Raw genomic sequence first — 16359 nt, forward strand, 5'->3', positions numbered from 1 at the left:
GTTGTACTCCACCACGGACGCGGTGTAGTGGTGCGAGCCCGCGTCACGCGCGTTCGGGTTGAACAGACGGTACACGGTCGTGGTGCCGGCCGGAGCCTTATCATCAACCAACTTCGCCTGAGCAGCCTGCAGCTTAGCCGCAAGAGCACGACCGGCATCAATCTTCTCCTGACCCGGCTTCAGGTTGTTGTAGGCGTTGAACTCGTCCTCGAGGGAGTAGACGTAGTCGACGTAGGTCTTCCAGGAGGCCTCGGTCTTCGCGTACTTCTCAGCCAGCTTGTAATCAGCGGACTTGTTCGAGAAGTCGGGGGTCCAGTCGGTGGCCTCGGTGGCGCCCTTGAGCGGGAACGCGAAGAACGCGGCCTCGTTGTCGAGCTGCTCGGTCGGAGTCCAGCGGGCGACCAAGGTGTCGTTGTCGGCGATGGCGGCGCCCTTGGTGGTGCCGGTGTACCAGTAGCCGTCGGACAGGTTGGCCTTCACGTTGCTCGTGGCGGACTGGTACCAACCGGCGAAGGTGAAGCCGGAGCGGGTCGGGGTCTCGACCACGTCCTGCCACTTCTGACCGTCGGTCAGGGTCGCGTACGCGTAGTGCGTGCCGTTCTTGAAGTCGCCGCCGTTGCCGTTGAGCTTCACAGCGGACACGCCGGCCCACTGGGCGTAGACCTCGGTGTCGGCCTTCACCACGGAGATCGGGGCGTCGTCCTTCACGGAGGCCCAGCCCTTGACGGTGCGGGACGTGTAGGTGTTGTGAGCCTTGTCGGCCGCGGTCTGGAAGTAGTCCTCGACGCCGGTCGGGGCGTTAATCTTGCTGCCCTTCGTCACGAAGTCGATGGCCTGACCCTTGGCGGCGTAGACGCCGGAGGTCGGGTTGGCCCACAGGGCGGTGAAGTAGTTGTAGTTGTAGACGACCTGAGAGATGTTCTCCTTGTCCCAGCCGGCGTACACGGTGACCGTGCGCTTGGCCTTATTGGCACCCGGCAGGTTCTCGACGGCGGTGTTGAAGTCGACGTCCTTGCCGTCCGCGTACCAGCCGGTGAACTCACGGTCCCACTTGGCCGGGTCGTTCGGCTTAACAATCTTAGAGCCCGCGGCCACGTTCACCTTGGTGGTGTCGTAGGAGACAGCGTCACCGTCAACGAGGGAGTTCGCGTCCTGGAACTTGTAGGTGACGGTCCAGTTCTTGTCGCCAAACTCGCCGAAGCCGTACAGGGTCAGGTCAGCCGCGCCGTAGTTGACGTTGCTGTTCTCGACATCGGCGCCGAAGTTGTAGGCGGAGGAGTTGCCCTTATCGGCGCTCCACTGGTCCACGTCCTTCAGGTACTCAGTGGTGGAGCCGGAGACTCCGTCCCAAGCGGGGACACGGAAGGCCGGGAACGGGTTGCCCGCCAGCGTGTAGCGCGTGTAGTCGGCGGTGGAGTCGCTCACGTGGAACTTCACCACGCTCAGGTTCTCCTGGTCCTGCGGGCCGGCGTAGGACTCGTACACCGCGTACAGCTTCGTGTCCGCGGAGATGGCCTGGGTCGTGTAGAAGTCGTTGTTGTCCTGCGCGGTCGACAGCTTCCAGCCCACGAACTTCTTGCCGGACGGCTTGGCGGAGTCTGCGGCCGCCTCGGCGCCGGACTTCGCGTAGGTCTCGGCGTCCAGAGCGGCGCCGGACTTCACGTCGGCCTGGCCAAGGACGGACGTGCCGTCCTCGTTGTAGAAGGTCACAACATGAGCGGCGGCGTACTGCGCATACAGCTTGGTGTCGCCCTTGATGGCAATCTTGCCGTCGGCGACCTTGTTCTTACCCGCCAGATCATAGGAGTAGCCGGTCAGGACCTTGTTGTCGATGCCGGAGTACGGATCGGTCAGCTGATCCAGATCGAACGCCTTGCCGTACGTGTAACGCTTGGAAGCACCCCAGTAGGCGCTGGCCGCCGGGGCATCAGCCTTGAAGACCTTCACATCGAAGGACGGCGACGCCGAATAGGTGGCCGCGTTGGCGGTGCTGGCGGCGACGCCCATGGTCGCGAGCATCGCGACGGAGGCCAGGCCGGCGAGCGGCGCGCGCCACTTGCTAGTATTTCCTGTCATCTTCAGGAACCTTTCTTTTAGGGCTATGGGTTCCGAATCCGGCAACATCTGAAAATGCTGGCAAGCGGCAATGAAACCGCACTATCGCACACGTTTGGACACGATGGCGGCGGTTCGTTCGGCGTCGACGGCGTCGGCGACCTGCGTCAGTCGCTCCGGGAACAGGAATCCGTAGATGTCCAGCGTGAGGCTGGCGGAGGTGTGCCCCATCTGCCGCTGGAGGATCTTCACGTCCGCGCCTGCCCGAATGGCGATGGCCGCATAGGAGTGTCTGAGGCTGTGCGGGGTCAGCCCCTCGATGTCCTGCAACTGCGCGATGTCCACGGCCTTGTGCCAGATGCGTCTTCGCCAGTTGTGGTCGTTGATGTGTCCGCCGCGAACGGCCCGGAACACGTACGCAGTGTCGGGCTGCCCCTTGCTGAGTTCCCGCAACGGTTTCGTCAGGAACTTCGGGAACGCCACGGTGCGCGGATGCCCCGATTTCGGTGGGCCGAGCTGCTGTTTCTTCGCGCCGTTCTTCCACGTTCGTCGTACGCGGATCTGCCGTTTCGCGAAGTCGATGTCGCCCACCTGCAGTGCGAACGTCTCATTGATTCTGGTGCCCACGTAGCTCTGGAACAGGATGATGGTGGCGTCCACCGGCCGGCCGACGATTTCGGCGGCTCGGGCGAGCGCCTCGATTTCGTGGATATTAAGGAATACGAGGTCCTTGTACTCCGGTTTGGGAATCTCGACCTCACGCGCGGGATTCTCCATGAGGAACCGGACCCTCACCGCGTAGTCGAGCACCCCGGCGAACACGACTTTGACGATGCTCTTCACGCTGCGTGGGGACAGCGGCTTGGGTTTGCGGTTGTAGTGCAGTCCCACGGGGTATGTTCCGGTGGACAGTTCCGACACCCATCGTGCGATGTCGTCGTGGGTGATTGACCCTATCGGTACATCGGTCCATTTGGGTATGACGTAGACCCGCATCTCGCACTCGTAGCGTGCGCGGACGCCCTCGCTGACGTTGTTCTTCGATCTCAGCCACATGCCGGCCACATCCTGGAATTTGCGTTTCGCGTCGTTCGGATTGGCGTACTTGCCGCGTCGCACGTCGTCCTCCATGGATACGCGGAACGCCTCGGCGTCCGCGAGTTTGGCGAACGCCTTCGAGTGTTGCCGTCGTGCGCCGCTCTCCAGCGTGTACCAGCGGCAGCGCCAACGTTTGCCGTGTCCGTAGCGGGAGGTTCTCCATTGCTCCGGGACCTGCGCGTTCAACGGGTTCCCGGACGCGGAGAGCGATCGTTTCGCCGCAGCCGAAGCCGGGACGCCATTGTCTTTCTTCAGCCAGAGATCATCGATCCAAACATGAGCCATGCATGTATGGTAGCGTTCCCAAACGTCAAGGACGAGAACGTCCGGCGACGCTCTCCGGACACGATGGGAACACGATGCAGCGGAGTCGCGGCGAAGGCGGAAACGGCCATCCGAACAGGAAAAATGTGCGGATGGAAGCATGAACGTTGTATGAAGAGACGCGTGGCCGTGTTCGCTCCCCGACCGGCCGAACGCTAGTATGGATTCCGTTATCCGGAAAATCGCAGAAAGAATCACGAACTCCGACGTTTCGTCGGAGGAAAGGGCGTTATGAAAGGCATTATCCTCGCCGGCGGTTCGGGCACGAGGCTGTACCCGCTGACCACGGTCACTTCGAAGCAGCTGCTCCCCGTCTACGACAAGCCGATGATCTACTACCCGCTGAGCGTGCTCATGATGGCCGGCATCCGCGACATCCTGATCATCTCCACGCCGCATGACCTGCCGAACTTCGAGCGTCTGCTCGGCGACGGCTCCCAGTACGGCGTGAACTTCAGCTACAAGGTGCAGCCCAGCCCGGACGGTCTGGCGCAGGCGTTCATCCTCGGCGAGGAGTTCATCGCGGGGGAGCCGTGCGCGCTGGTGCTCGGCGACAACATCTTCTACGGCAACGGTCTCGGCAAGACGCTGCGCAAGGCCGCCGCCGTGGAGCACGGCGCCACCGTCTTCGGCTACTACGTCGACGATCCCGAGCGCTACGGCGTGGTCGAGTTCGACAAGAACAAGAAGGCCATCTCCATCGTCGAGAAGCCGGAGCATCCTGCCAGCAACTACGCGGTGACGGGTCTGTACTTCTACGACGAGCGCGTCACCGAGTTCGCGAAGGCGGTCAGGCCGTCCGCGCGAGGCGAGCTCGAGATCACCGACCTCAACAAGATGTACCTCGAGGACGGCACGCTCAACGTCCAGACGCTCGGCCGCGGCTACGCGTGGCTGGACACCGGCACGATGGACTCGCTGTACGAGGCGGGCGAGTTCGTGCGCACCGTACAGCGCGCGCAGGGCCTGCCGATCGCCGTCGCGGAGGAGATCGCCTACGAGAACGGCTGGATCACCCGCGACGAGCTCATGGAAGCGGCCGTCAAGTACGGCAAGAGCCCGTACGGCAAGCATCTCAAGGATGTCGCCGAGGACCGCATCATCGCCAAGCCCAAGGACGCCTGACGCCGTTCGACTCCCACCCTTCTCGAGGGTGGGAGTACTATTGACGCGTTTATGACGCGAGGAGACCTAGGAGCCCTAGTGATTATTAAGGAAATCTTCACCAAGAAGAACAGGCTGTTGCTCAAGGCGATGGTCAGCACCGATTTCAAGCTGCGCTACCAGCAGTCGGTGCTCGGATACATCTGGTCCGTGCTCAAGCCGTTGATGCTGTTCGCCATCATGTACGTGGTGTTCATCCGATTCCTGCGGTTCGGCGCGGACGTGCCGCACTTCGCGGTGGCGCTGCTGCTGGGCATCATCATGTGGAACTTCTTCAACGAGACCACCACCGGCGGCATGATGTCCATCGTGGGCCACGGCGACCTGCTGCGGAAGATCTACTTCCAGAAGCACATCGTCGTCATCGCCTCCTCGATGAGCGCGTTGATCAATTTCGGCTTCAACTTCATCGTGGTGATCCTGTTCTGCATGCTCAACGGGGTCATGCCCACGGCCTCGTGGCTGCTGATCGTCCCGATCCTCATCGAGGAGTATCTGCTGGCTCTGGGCATCGCGTTCTTCCTCGCCGCCGTATACGTGAACCTGCGAGACCTGAACCCGATCTGGGAGGTCGTCATGCAGGCGGGCTTCTACGGCACCCCGATCATCTACCCGATCAGCATGATCTCCAGCAGGGCCGGCGAGTGGGGCCTGCTCATCGCCAAGCTCGATCTCGCCCTGAACCCGATGGCGCAGATCGTGCAGGACGCGCGCCATGTGATGATCGCCCCCGAGAACCCCACCATCTGGGAGTGGGTGAAGTTCCCCGTCTCGCTGTGGCCGGTGGTGTTCAGCTTCCTGGTCTTCCTCGGCGGATTCCACTACTTCACCGTCAAGTCCAAGCATTTCGCAGAGTTGGTGTGAGACCGTGAGCAATAACAACGACACCGTGACCAAGAAGACGCAGAACGAAATCAAGAAGCCGGTCGGCACCGCCCTGAAGGTCAGGGGGGTGTCGAAGAGCTTCAAGCTCCCCACGGAACGTGCCGGAAGCCTGAAGAACGCCATCTTCAACTGGATCCGCGGCATTCGCGGGTACCGTGTGCAGCACGTGCTCAAGGACATCTCCTTCGACATCGCCAAGGGCGAGTTCTTCGGCATCGTCGGCAAGAACGGCTCCGGCAAATCCACTCTGCTGAAGCTGATCTCCCAGATCTACACGCCGGATTCCGGCACCATCGAGGTCGACGGCAAGCTCGTGCCGTTCATCGAGCTCGGCGTCGGCTTCAACCCGGAGCTGACCGGCCGCGAGAACGTCTACCTCAACGGCGCCATGCTCGGCTTCACGAACGACGAGATCGACGCCATGTACGACGACATCGTCGAGTTCGCCGAGCTCGGCGATTTCATGGAGCAGAAGCTCAAGAACTATTCCAGCGGCATGCAGGTCCGTCTCGCGTTCTCCGTGGCCATCAAGTCCCAGGGCGACATCCTCGTGCTCGACGAGGTGCTCGCCGTCGGCGACGAGGCGTTCCAGAAGAAGTGCCAGGACTACTTCTTCGAGGCCAAGCGCCAGAAGAAGACGGTCATCCTGGTCACGCACTCCATGCCCGACGTCCGCCGATACTGCGACCGCGCGATGTTCATCCAGGATGGGCGCATCTCCAAGATCGGCGATCCGGACGAGATCGCCGACGCGTACTCCGATTCGTTCCTCCCGCCCAAGCAGGTGGTCGAGGAGGAGACGACCGAGAAGAAGCGCGAGATCGTCGTGCTGGACGATATGCGTCTGCTGGTGAACGGTGATACCCAGAAGTTCCTCGCCGAAAGCGAGGACTTCGATCTCGTGCTGGACCTCGACTGCGACAGGGACCTTCTGGCCAAGAATCTGTTCGTGGACATCTACGACGGGCGCAATGTGCCGGTTCTGTCCGTGCCGCTCTCCGACAACGACGACGACACGATCTCCGCGGGCAAGCATGAGGTCTCCCTGCATGTCAGGAACGTGCTGGCCTTCGGCGACTACCGCATCAACTGCGCGCTGCAGAACGACTCCGATCGCATCATGATCCGCGAGAACGCGCTGCGGTTCCACATCAAGGGCACCGCCATGCCGGTCATGTCGGTCGTCAACCCGCAGGAAGCCGTTACCATCACCGTCGACTGACGGAACATACGAGGAGCATCACTATGTACACGGTGTTGGGCAATCGCTCATATCAGGTATCCATCGAAACCGTCGAGGAGACGGTGATCGGTTCGGACAAGCGCATCGTCGTCACCGGATGGGCGGTCGACAAGCTGCGCAACCGTGCGCTGGACCTGTCCATCAAGGCGCGCAACGGACATCTGACCCGTCAGGTGAGGCCTGACGTCACGCCGGTTTTCGGTCTGGACCCGAGGGAGCGGTCCGGATTCAGCATCACGATTCCCGCCGGGGACCATGTGTTCATCATGGGATGCGAGACGCCCGGCGGCACCATCGCCAGGAAGGTGGACCTGAACCGTGTCCGTAGGGAGCTGCATTCGGAATTCGTGCGCAAGCGCATGCGCCAGATGTCCTTCTACCTCTCCCACGCGTGGACGAAGCAGGGAGCCAAGGCCCTGTACGGGGCGGTGAAGCGCCGCTTCGTCAAGCAGCAGAGCTTCTACGAGCGCTGGATCGCCAACAACGAGACCATGACCAAGGACGAGGCGGCTTCGCAGATTGCCGGATTCCAGCGCAGGCCGCTGATCTCCATCGTCACCCCGGTCTACAACGTGGACGAGGTCTGGCTGCGCAAGTTCGTCGAATCCGTGCAGAACCAGTGGTACGACAACTGGGAGCTGTGCCTGGCCGACGACCATTCCCCGGCCAAGCACGTCAAGCCGCTGCTCGAGGAACTCGCCAAGCAGGATCCGCGCATCAAGGTCACCTTCCGTTCCGAGAACGGGCGCATCGCCAAGGCCACCAACTCCGCCATCGAACTGGCCACCGGCGACTACGTCGGGTTCATGGACAACGACGACGAGCTGGCCCCGCAGGCTCTGTTCGAGGTCGTCAAGGCACTCAACGACGACCCGCAGATCGACTTCGTCTACACGGACGAGGACAAGATCAACGAGCACGGCACCCGTTTCGACCCGTTCTTCAAGCCCGATTGGTCTCCCGACCTGCTGCTGGGCCACAACTACATCACTCACTTCGTGGTGGTCTCCAAGCCGCTGCTCGACACCGTCGGCGCCCTGCGCAGCGAATACGACGGCAGCCAGGACTACGACTTCGTGCTGCGCGCCACTGAACAGGCGCGGAAGGTCCACCACATCCCGCAGATGCTGTACCACTGGCGTACGCTCGCCAGTTCCGTCGCCGGAGACCCGCGCAGCAAGATGTATGCGTACGAGGCCGGTCGCGCCGCGATCGAGGCCGCGCTGCAGCGTCGCGGCATCACGGGCAACGTGCGCATGCTGGACAATCTCGGCACCTACAAGATCGACTACACGTTCGATCTGCCGTCCGTCGTCGTCATCGCGGCCGGCTACAACAAGGCCCAGTTCCAGAAGCTCCAGGACTCCGCCGATTACCCGTCGGTCCGATTCGTCCGGATCGAGGATGGCGACGAGGCGACCCGGGCCGCCGCCGACGCGGACGAGACGCTGGCCGTGTTCCTCGACGGTATGATGCCGCAGGACAAGCAGTGGCTCAGGGAGATGGTGAACTACTCCCACAACCAGGGTATCGCCGTGGTCGGCGGCAAGATCTTCGACTCTCGTCACCGGGTGGTCAACGTCGGCGTGACCCTTCGTGCCTTGAGGAGCGGCAAGCCGTTCGAGATGCGCGGCGCGTGGGACGAGGGCATCGGCTACTACTTCCGTGACCTGCTGCCGAGGGACATGTTCGCCGTCACCGAGGACTGCATGCTGGTCACGCGCAAGGAGTTCGTCGACATGGGCGGCTTCAACAGCCAGCTCAAGCCGGGGCTGCGCGGCATCGACTACTGCGTTCGCGTGCGCGAGCAGTCCGGCCGCGCCGCCTTGTGGCAGCCGTACTCGGTGTTCACCGATCTCAAGCACGATCATCTGACCATCGACGGCGCCGACGCGGTGAAGTACATCAACTCCCGCCGCAACCTCGCCGATCCGTTCGCCTCGGTGTGCTTCCCCGCCGACTACTCCAAGCAGGAGGGCATCAAGTACGTGTTGGACCGCGTGGAGACCCGCAACGGCGGCACCACGGTGCTCGTCACGGGTTGGGCGGCCGACCTGCACGGTAACGAGGAAGTCGACATCACGCTGCGTGAGACGCCGGACGCCACGCTGGAGCGTCTCGAACGCATCGTCCGTCTGGACGTGAACCTCGAGAATCCAGTGCCGGGAGATTCGGTCCTCGGATTCAAGGCCGAGATCGCGCTGCACGGCAATCCCAAGCGCGCCGCCAAGGGACTGGCGCTGGTGTTCACCACACCCACGGACCACAAGGAAGCGAAGCTCAACGTGCGCACCTCCCCGGTGCTCGAGGGACTGGCGTCCTTCTTCCACAAGGTCGCTCTGCTCCGGCACCCCCGCGCCACCGGCAAGCGCCTGATCGAGAAGTACTGGTCGCCGAGGTGGCAGAAGCAGGCGTACCAGAAGCTCATCAAGCGCACCGAACAGTACAATCCGGCCGATGTGCGCAGGCAGATCGACGGCTTCTCCTACAAGCCGCTGATTTCTCTGCTGGTGCCGGTCTACAACGTGGACCCGCAGTGGCTCGAGAAGTGCGTGGACTCCGTCATCGGCCAGTACTACGACAACTGGGAGCTGTGCCTCGCCGACGATTGCTCCACCGACGAGCGCGTCCGTCCGAAGCTGACGGAGATCGCCAATCGCGATTCCCGCATCCGTCTGGTCTTCCGCGACAAGAACGGCCACATCTCCCGCGCCACGAATTCCGCCTTGGCGATCGCCGACGGCGAATTCGTCGGTCTGCTGGACAACGACGACGAACTGGCGCCGCAGGCCCTGTTCGAAGTCGTCAAGGCGCTCAACGAGAACCCGGAGACCGACCTCATCTACAGCGACGAGGACAAGGAGGACGAGGAGGGCAACCGCTTCGATCCCCACTTCAAGCCGAACTACTCCCCGGACCTGCTGCTGAGCACGAACTACATCAGCCACTTCGGCGTGTACCGCAAGTCCATCGTCGACGAGATCGGCGGCTTCCGCGTCGGCTACGAAGGCTCCCAGGACTACGACCTGGTGCTGCGCTTCGTGGAGAAGACCGAGCCCTCCCGCATCCGTCACATCGCCAAGGTGCTGTACCACTGGCGTACGCTGGCCACGTCGACCGCGTCCGGAGCCGGAGCGAAGAGCTATGCGTCCGATGCCGGTCTGAAGGCCCTGCAGTCCGCCATGGAGCGTCGCGGCGTCGACGCGGAGGTGGTCTCGGCCGGTCCGAACGGCATCTACAACGTGCACTACGCGATCGCCGATCCCGAGCTGGTGTCCGTCATCATCCCGACCAAGAACGGGTACGACAACATCGAACGCTGCGTCACCTCGATCATCGAGAAGACCGAGTACAAGAACTACGAGATCGTCATCGCGGACAACGGCAGCACCAACCCGCACATGTTCGAGCTGTACAAGCGCTACGAACAGCAGCTGGGCGACCGCTTCCGCGTGGAGGAGATCGACATCCCGTTCAACTTCTCGAGGATCAACAACCTCGCGGCGCAGAAGGCGAAGGGCAAGTACCTGCTGTTCCTCAACGACGATACCGAGGTCATCAGCCCCGAATGGATGACCCGTATGGTGTCGTTCGCGCAGCTGGACCGCGTCGGCGTCGTCGGCGCGAAGCTGTACTACCCGACCGAGACCATCCAGCACGCCGGCATCGTGCTCGGTCTGGGCGGTGCCGCCGGCCATATCCAGGTCGGCTTCCCGCGTACGTATCTCGGCTACTTCGGTCGTCTGATCGAGAACGTCAACTACTCCGCCGTGACCGCCGCCTGCTGCATGGTGAAGGCCGCCGACTTCCATGCGGTCAACGGATTCGACGAGGATCTCGCCGTCGCGTACAACGACGTCGACCTGTGCCTGCGCATCGGCAGGGATCTGGGACGTGACATCGTCTGGGCGCATGAGGTGGAGCTGTACCACTACGAGTCCGTCACCCGCGGCTACGACATCAAGAGCCAGAAGAAGAAGGAACGCCTCGAGCAGGAGGCCGACAAGATGCGGAAGAAGTACCCGGCGCTGATCGAGAACGACCCGTACTACAACCCGAATCTGTCTCGCACCTCGGGCAACTACTGGGTTCGTAAGGTCTGATTCGCACGATTCCGTTGAACGGCCGGCGGCTTCTTCACAGAGGTCGCCGGCCGTTTGCGTGGGTCGGGGGAATCGCTTCACTGTTCCCGCCAACAGGTACCATGGTGAAGCATGGCTGAAGAAGTATTCACTCCTCGTAACATCATTGTGACCGGTGGCTGCGGCTTCATCGGTTCGAACTTCGTGCACTACGTGTACAACAACCATCCCGACGTGCACATCACGGTCCTGGACGCGCTCACGTACGCGGGCAATCTCGAGAACATCCGTTCGATCCTGGGCGACCGTGTGGAGTTCGTGCACGGCAACATCTGCGACGCGGAGCTGCTGGACCGGATCGTGCCGGGGCATGACGCGATCGTGCACTACGCGGCCGAGTCGCACAACGACAACTCGATCGCGAACCCGGAGCCGTTCCTGAAGACCAACGTGGAGGGCACGTTCCGCCTCCTGGAGGCGTGCCGCAAGTACGACGTGCGCTACCACCACGTGAGCACGGACGAGGTGTACGGCGACCTGGCTTTGGACGATCCGGCCAAGTTCACGGAGGAGACCCCGTACCACCCGTCCAGCCCGTACTCGTCGACGAAGGCGAGCTCGGACCTGCTGGTGCGGGCGTGGCACCGCACGTTCGGCATCCGTGCGACGATCTCGAACTGTTCGAACAACTACGGCCCGTATCAGCATGTGGAGAAGTTCATCCCGCGTCAGATCACGAACATCCTCGACGGGCTGCGTCCGAAGCTGTACGGTCAGGGCCTGAACGTGCGCGACTGGATCCACACGGACGACCACTCGACGGGCGTGTGGACGATCCTGACCAAGGGCAGGATCGGCGAGACGTATCTGATCGGCGCGAACGGCGAGAAGAACAACATCACCGTGCTGCGCATGATCCTCAGGATGATGGGACAGAGCGAGGACGCGTTCGACTGGGTCAAGGACCGTCCCGGCCACGACCGCCGCTACGCGATCGACTCCACCAAGCTGCAGACCGAGCTGGGCTGGAGGCCGAAGCACACCGACTTCGAGTCCGGCCTCGAGCAGACCATCAAGTGGTACACGGACAACCGCGCGTGGTGGGAGCCCGCCAAGGCCGCCACCGAGGCCAAGTACAAGCGGCAGGGCCAGTGAGAGGGGAATGATCATGGGTTTTGAGTTCGAGAAGGAACTGAGGGTCACGGAGACGAACATCCCGGGTCTGCTGGTGTTCGATCTGCCGGTGCATGGGGACAACCGGGGCTGGTTCAAGGAGAACTGGCAGCGCGCCAAGATGACCGCGTTGGGTCTGCCGGATTTCGGTCCGGTGCAGAACAACATCTCGTATAACGCGACGAAGGGCGTGACGCGCGGCATCCATGCGGAGCCGTGGGACAAGTACATCTCGATCGCGGCGGGCGAGATCTTCGGCGCGTGGGTGGACCTGCGTCCGGGCGGCTCGTTCGGCCAGGTGTTCACGACCCGTCTTGACCCGAGCCGGGCGATCTACGTGCCGCGCGGCGTGGGCAACAGCTTCCAGGCCCTCGAGGACGGCACCGTGTACACGTACCTGGTCAACGCCCACTGGAGCCTCGAGCAGAAGAAGACCTACACGTTCGTCAACCTCGCCGACCCCGAGCTGAACATCCGGTGGCCGATCCCCTTGGAGCAGTCGGAGCGGTCCGAGGCGGACCTGCACCACCCGATGCTCAAGGACGCCAAGCCCATGAGCCCGAAGCGCACCCTGGTGACCGGGTGCAACGGGCAGCTGGGCCATGCGATCCGCGCCTACGCGGAGGAGCACGGTCTTGAGGGCTTCGAGTACACGGACATCGACGAGTTCGACTTCTCCGACCCGGCCGCGTACGACAGGTACGACTGGTCGCTGTACGGGACGATCATCAACGCGGGCGCCTACACCGCCGTCGACAGGGCCGAGACCGCCGAGGGCCGCCCCGTCGCGTGGAAGGCCAACGCCCAGGGTCCCGCCCTGCTCGCCAGGGTCGCCAAGGACCATCACATCACGCTGGTGCACGTGAGCTCGGACTACGTGTTCGACGGGACCGCCGAGCAGCACACGGAGTCGGAGGCATTCGCGCCGCTGGGCGTGTACGGGCAGACGAAGGCCGCGGGCGACATCGCCGTGGCCAACGCGCCCGAGCACTACATCCTACGCTCCTCCTGGGTGATCGGCGAGGGCCACAACTTCGTCAAGACCATGATGAACCTGTCCAACCGCGTCGCCGACCCGGAGGACGGCCTCAACCAGGTGACCGTCGTGGACGACCAGTTCGGGCGCCTGACGTTCACCCGGGACATGGCCGAGGCGATCTTCCACCTGCTCGACAGCCACGCCCCGTACGGCACGTACAACCTCACCGGAAGCGGCGCCGTCAAGAGCTGGGCGGACATCGCCGCCGAGGTCTTCGACCTGACGAACGGCAACGGCGACAAGGTCAAGCCCATCTCGACCGCCGAGTACTTCGCCAACGCCAAGAACCCCGTGTCCCCGCGCCCGACGCACTCCGCGCTCGACCTGACCAAGATTGAGGACGCCGGCTACACCCCCGCCGACTGGGAGGAATCCCTCAAGGCATACGTCGACAAGGAACTCAACAAGTAATACGTTCCTCGGACGCAACATCAACATAGAGGAGAGGGAGCCGCGAATTTCCGCGGCTCCCTCTCCTCTATATGACGGCCATTTACGGCTGGCCGGTGAAGCCGGTGACCCCGTCCGCCTGATACAGCAACGAATAGATGAATCCATCGAACGTCAGCAGGACGATGGCAATCAGGCATAGGGCCATTCCCAATTCGCTCAACGGTACCGTCGCCGGGCGATTCGTATGGGACGGGGTCGTCAGCAGCGAATCATCGGTCTTCGCCGAGAATCTGCGGCATATCATCCAGACGATCGCCAATGCGAACAGAGACGTCGCGCACAGATAATAGCGACTGGAGAACGCACCGGGGTAGCCGTTCCTATAGAACCCGTTGAATGCGGAATACCACTGGTACACGGCGGTCGCGAGCATCGCCGTCTCGACGATGATGAAGTAATCGCGGTGACGGGAGCGACTCATCAGGAAGACCGCCAGTGGCACCACGAGCACCGCCATGACGGCCATGCGGTCCAGAGCATACAGGGGGGCCTCGGGCTTCGGCACGCCTATGGTGCCGGCCAGGGCCTGCCACGTATCCAGGAAATGCCGGACGTAGTAGTTCACGTATTCCCACACGTTGTACGAGAGTCGGTGCTCCGCGTCGACATAGAAGTTCGACTTCACGTATCCGGAGAAGTCGAACTTCTGGAAACTGGGCTGCAGCGTGTGGAATCGGGCCATCATGTAGCCGAAATACCCGATCGGAACGAGGTAGATCGGCAGCGTCCCCAGGAAACTCGCCCGCATGAACGGCTTCCGATCGCGTTCCACGAACAGGGTGTAGATCACCACCCCCAGCGAGATGAGACCGACGACCATGGCCGCGGTCAACTTGCTGAGGAACGACAGCGTGACGCCGCAGGCGATGACGCCGTACGTCAGCAGATCATAGCGGCGTTCGAAGAACCGCACCATGCCGAATACGAACACGGAGACCGCGAACAGGGTCATGGAATCATTGGACACCCCGCTCATCGTGAACAGCAGGTTCGGCGGGCTGATGACCATCAGTCCGAACAGCAGATGCAACGCGGGGATCTTGCGGATACGCGTGAAACCCAGATAGAACACCAGCGCGATGCCGATGAACCCGATCAGGAACGAGACGAATTCCATGCGCACGACGTCGAAGGTCGCGGTGCCTCCGCTGATGGTCATGCCGCCGAAGACGCGCTCGATCTGGTAGAACAGCGGCGGATGGCCAAGACGATTGAACTCGGTGGGCTGCGTGAGATCCAGACTGTTGGCGCTGGTCCGGGCGTATACCTGCATATCGGCGAAGTCGGGAATCAGCCCGCCATGCTGTTTGAGATAGGCGATGTAGGAGAGATGCGCCTCCTCATCCGGGAACCCTTGCAGATACCGGGTGTACACGCCGAATTGGAAGAAGGCGTATGCGGACAGCACCAGATAGTTCACGGCGCACATCGCCGTCGTGACCATGCGGCCGAGGCGTCTGCCGGCCAGCAGATTGCACAGCAGCAATGCCAGAAGCCCGAGGACGATCACGGTGATGACGGTCCGATACGGGTATCCCCGATATCCGATCGCGATGTTCAGATACGTGAACGGCTGCGAGGACTTGACCGACAGCTCCATCGAATCGGGCGTGGAACCCATCGGCAGCGATTCCGTGGTCTGCTCGAGGGCCGCTCCCTGGAATTGGACGGTGGCGGGGTGACGGTCGAGCTTGTGGATGCTCACGACGAAGGTCCTGCCCGCCGCATGGTCGTACCGCAGCGGGATCTCCGCCTTGGTCGTGGGCATGCCATCGGAATCCCTCACCAACAGGTCCGGGGTCAGCAGGCCGGAATACAGGCTGGAACCATCCGAGGAATCCATCACCTCGATGGCGTAGCGGTTTCGGTATTCATGCGAATTCACATACACCTTGTCGTAATTCGGATTACCGGTGTCCGCCGGATCGATGGACAGCGTGAAGGAAAGCGGCATGCGGATGGAACGCAGTTCATCCTGCTGCGCGACGAACGGCTGGCTGAATTCGTACGTCGAATCGTCGTCGATGTTGACCGGCTGCGTGAACGAATAGGAGTAGTGATAGATGATCGGCTTCTTGACCAGCCATACGTTGGCGAGGAAACCACCGATGAGCAGCATGACCACCGTGCCCAGGGCGAAATATCGACGATCCAGATGACGCAGTATGCCCATGCGGCAGATCGTGATCGCGTACAACACCAGCAGGGCGGCCAGAATCGCCAGCTTGATCTCCGAGGTGAACGCCAGCTTCCGTTGCAAATCGGTCAGCTGTTCTGCCGAAACCGAGAATCGGACGTTGCCGCCGTGATTCGAATCCGATGTCCGTTCGATGGAGGCCCCGGGGATGACGGATACTCCGTACAGCGTTTTGCCGTCCGCGACGACGCTGGCCTCAAGCCGCGAGAGCTTGGCGGTCTCCGGAGCCGAGATGACCAGAGACCTCGAATCCATGTTCAGTGAGTCGACGTTGATGGCGGCGTTGCCATTGATCGGGAACGCGCGTTGCGTCGCGGACTTCGAATAGCCGGGATTATCGTCGAACACGAATGACACCTGATCGGCGGGGGAGACCGAGTCCCCGAATCGGGCCGCATACTGCACGTTGATCGCGGGGAATCGTCCGATGCCCACGGCGAAGGCAAACAGTAGGAAGACGATGGTGGTCGCAATCAGCCGATGCGCTGCCACGAGCGCGACGGCTTTGTCCAAAGTGTGCTTCATATGCTGGCTTTCGGCGATTGACGGGAACGTACTGCCCCTCATTGTAGGAGATGGCCGGATTGTATAATCTCCTTCCGTGAATAAGGGTGGCAGGCATGGAAGGACCGGAACTCCGGCGACG

Annotated in this window: 9 protein-coding genes; 6 read left to right on the forward strand and 3 right to left on the reverse strand. The window is 62.3% G+C overall.

Going from position 1 to position 16359, the window contains the following annotated elements; genetic code table 11:
* Together JS528_RS09185 and JS528_RS09190 are read right to left on the reverse strand one after the other, a co-directional pair.
* Nucleotides 1-2076 (reverse strand): InlB B-repeat-containing protein (locus tag JS528_RS09185; protein ID WP_214358764.1); only part of this gene is annotated, 2076 nt, incomplete at its 3' end.
* An 81-nt stretch (nt 2077-2157) separates the two neighbouring features.
* On the reverse strand, nt 2158-3579 hold the full coding sequence (locus JS528_RS09190; RefSeq protein WP_214358765.1) for a tyrosine-type recombinase/integrase: 1422 nt from the start codon (nt 3577-3579) through the stop codon (nt 2158-2160).
* Nucleotides 3580-3708: 129 nt separating this feature from the next.
* On the opposite strand from JS528_RS09190, the gene rfbA reads away from it, so the two are divergent.
* The 6 genes from rfbA (at nt 3709) to JS528_RS09220 (ending at nt 13474) form a co-directional block, all read left to right on the forward strand.
* Nucleotides 3709-4602 carry a glucose-1-phosphate thymidylyltransferase RfbA gene (gene rfbA, locus JS528_RS09195; protein ID WP_214358766.1) on the forward strand — a complete coding sequence of 298 codons (894 nt, stop codon included), beginning with the start codon at nt 3709-3711 and terminating at the stop codon, nt 4600-4602.
* A gap of 78 nt (nt 4603-4680) precedes the next feature.
* The gene (locus tag JS528_RS09200) at nt 4681-5505 is read left to right on the forward strand and encodes an ABC transporter permease (RefSeq protein ID WP_214358767.1); all 825 of its coding nucleotides are present in this window, start codon (nt 4681-4683) and stop codon (nt 5503-5505) included.
* A 4-nt stretch (nt 5506-5509) separates the two neighbouring features.
* Nucleotides 5510-6748 (forward strand): ABC transporter ATP-binding protein, encoded by a 1239-nt coding sequence (locus JS528_RS09205; RefSeq protein ID WP_420838210.1) that lies wholly within the window; start codon nt 5510-5512, stop codon nt 6746-6748.
* A 23-nt stretch (nt 6749-6771) separates the two neighbouring features.
* Entirely contained in the window at nt 6772-10872 is a 4101-nt protein-coding gene (locus JS528_RS09210; RefSeq protein ID WP_214358768.1) for a glycosyltransferase family 2 protein, read from the forward strand.
* 111 nt (nt 10873-10983) lie between these two features.
* Nucleotides 10984-12006 (forward strand): dTDP-glucose 4,6-dehydratase, encoded by a 1023-nt coding sequence (gene rfbB / locus JS528_RS09215; RefSeq protein WP_214358769.1) that lies wholly within the window; start codon nt 10984-10986, stop codon nt 12004-12006.
* 13 nt (nt 12007-12019) lie between these two features.
* Nucleotides 12020-13474, forward strand: a complete 1455-nt coding sequence (locus JS528_RS09220; RefSeq protein WP_214358770.1) for a sugar nucleotide-binding protein — start codon at nt 12020-12022, stop codon at nt 13472-13474.
* Nucleotides 13475-13556: 82 nt separating this feature from the next.
* Here JS528_RS09220 and JS528_RS09225 read toward each other — a convergent pair whose 3' ends face one another.
* Nucleotides 13557-16238 carry a glycosyltransferase family protein gene (locus JS528_RS09225; protein WP_214358771.1) on the reverse strand — a complete coding sequence of 894 codons (2682 nt, stop codon included), beginning with the start codon at nt 16236-16238 and terminating at the stop codon, nt 13557-13559.
* Between the last annotated feature and the right edge of the window lie 121 nt (nt 16239-16359).

Source organism: Bifidobacterium santillanense, assembly GCF_018555385.1.
Lineage (GTDB): Bacteria > Actinomycetota > Actinomycetes > Actinomycetales > Bifidobacteriaceae > Bifidobacterium > Bifidobacterium santillanense.

Bases quoted from the DNA above. Each gene is read 5' to 3' on its own strand.
- JS528_RS09210 (WP_214358768.1), top strand. From the start codon at position 6,772: ATGTACACGGTGTTGGGCAATCGCTCATATCAGGTATCCATCGAAACC.
- rfbB (WP_214358769.1), top strand. From the start codon at position 10,984: ATGGCTGAAGAAGTATTCACTCCTCGTAACATCATTGTGACCGGTGGC.
- JS528_RS09190 (WP_214358765.1), bottom strand. From the start codon at position 3,579: ATGCTTCCATCCGCACATTTTTCCTGTTCGGATGGCCGTTTCCGCCTT.
- JS528_RS09220 (WP_214358770.1), top strand. From the start codon at position 12,020: ATGGGTTTTGAGTTCGAGAAGGAACTGAGGGTCACGGAGACGAACATC.
- rfbA (WP_214358766.1), top strand. From the start codon at position 3,709: ATGAAAGGCATTATCCTCGCCGGCGGTTCGGGCACGAGGCTGTACCCG.
- JS528_RS09225 (WP_214358771.1), bottom strand. From the start codon at position 16,238: ATGAAGCACACTTTGGACAAAGCCGTCGCGCTCGTGGCAGCGCATCGG.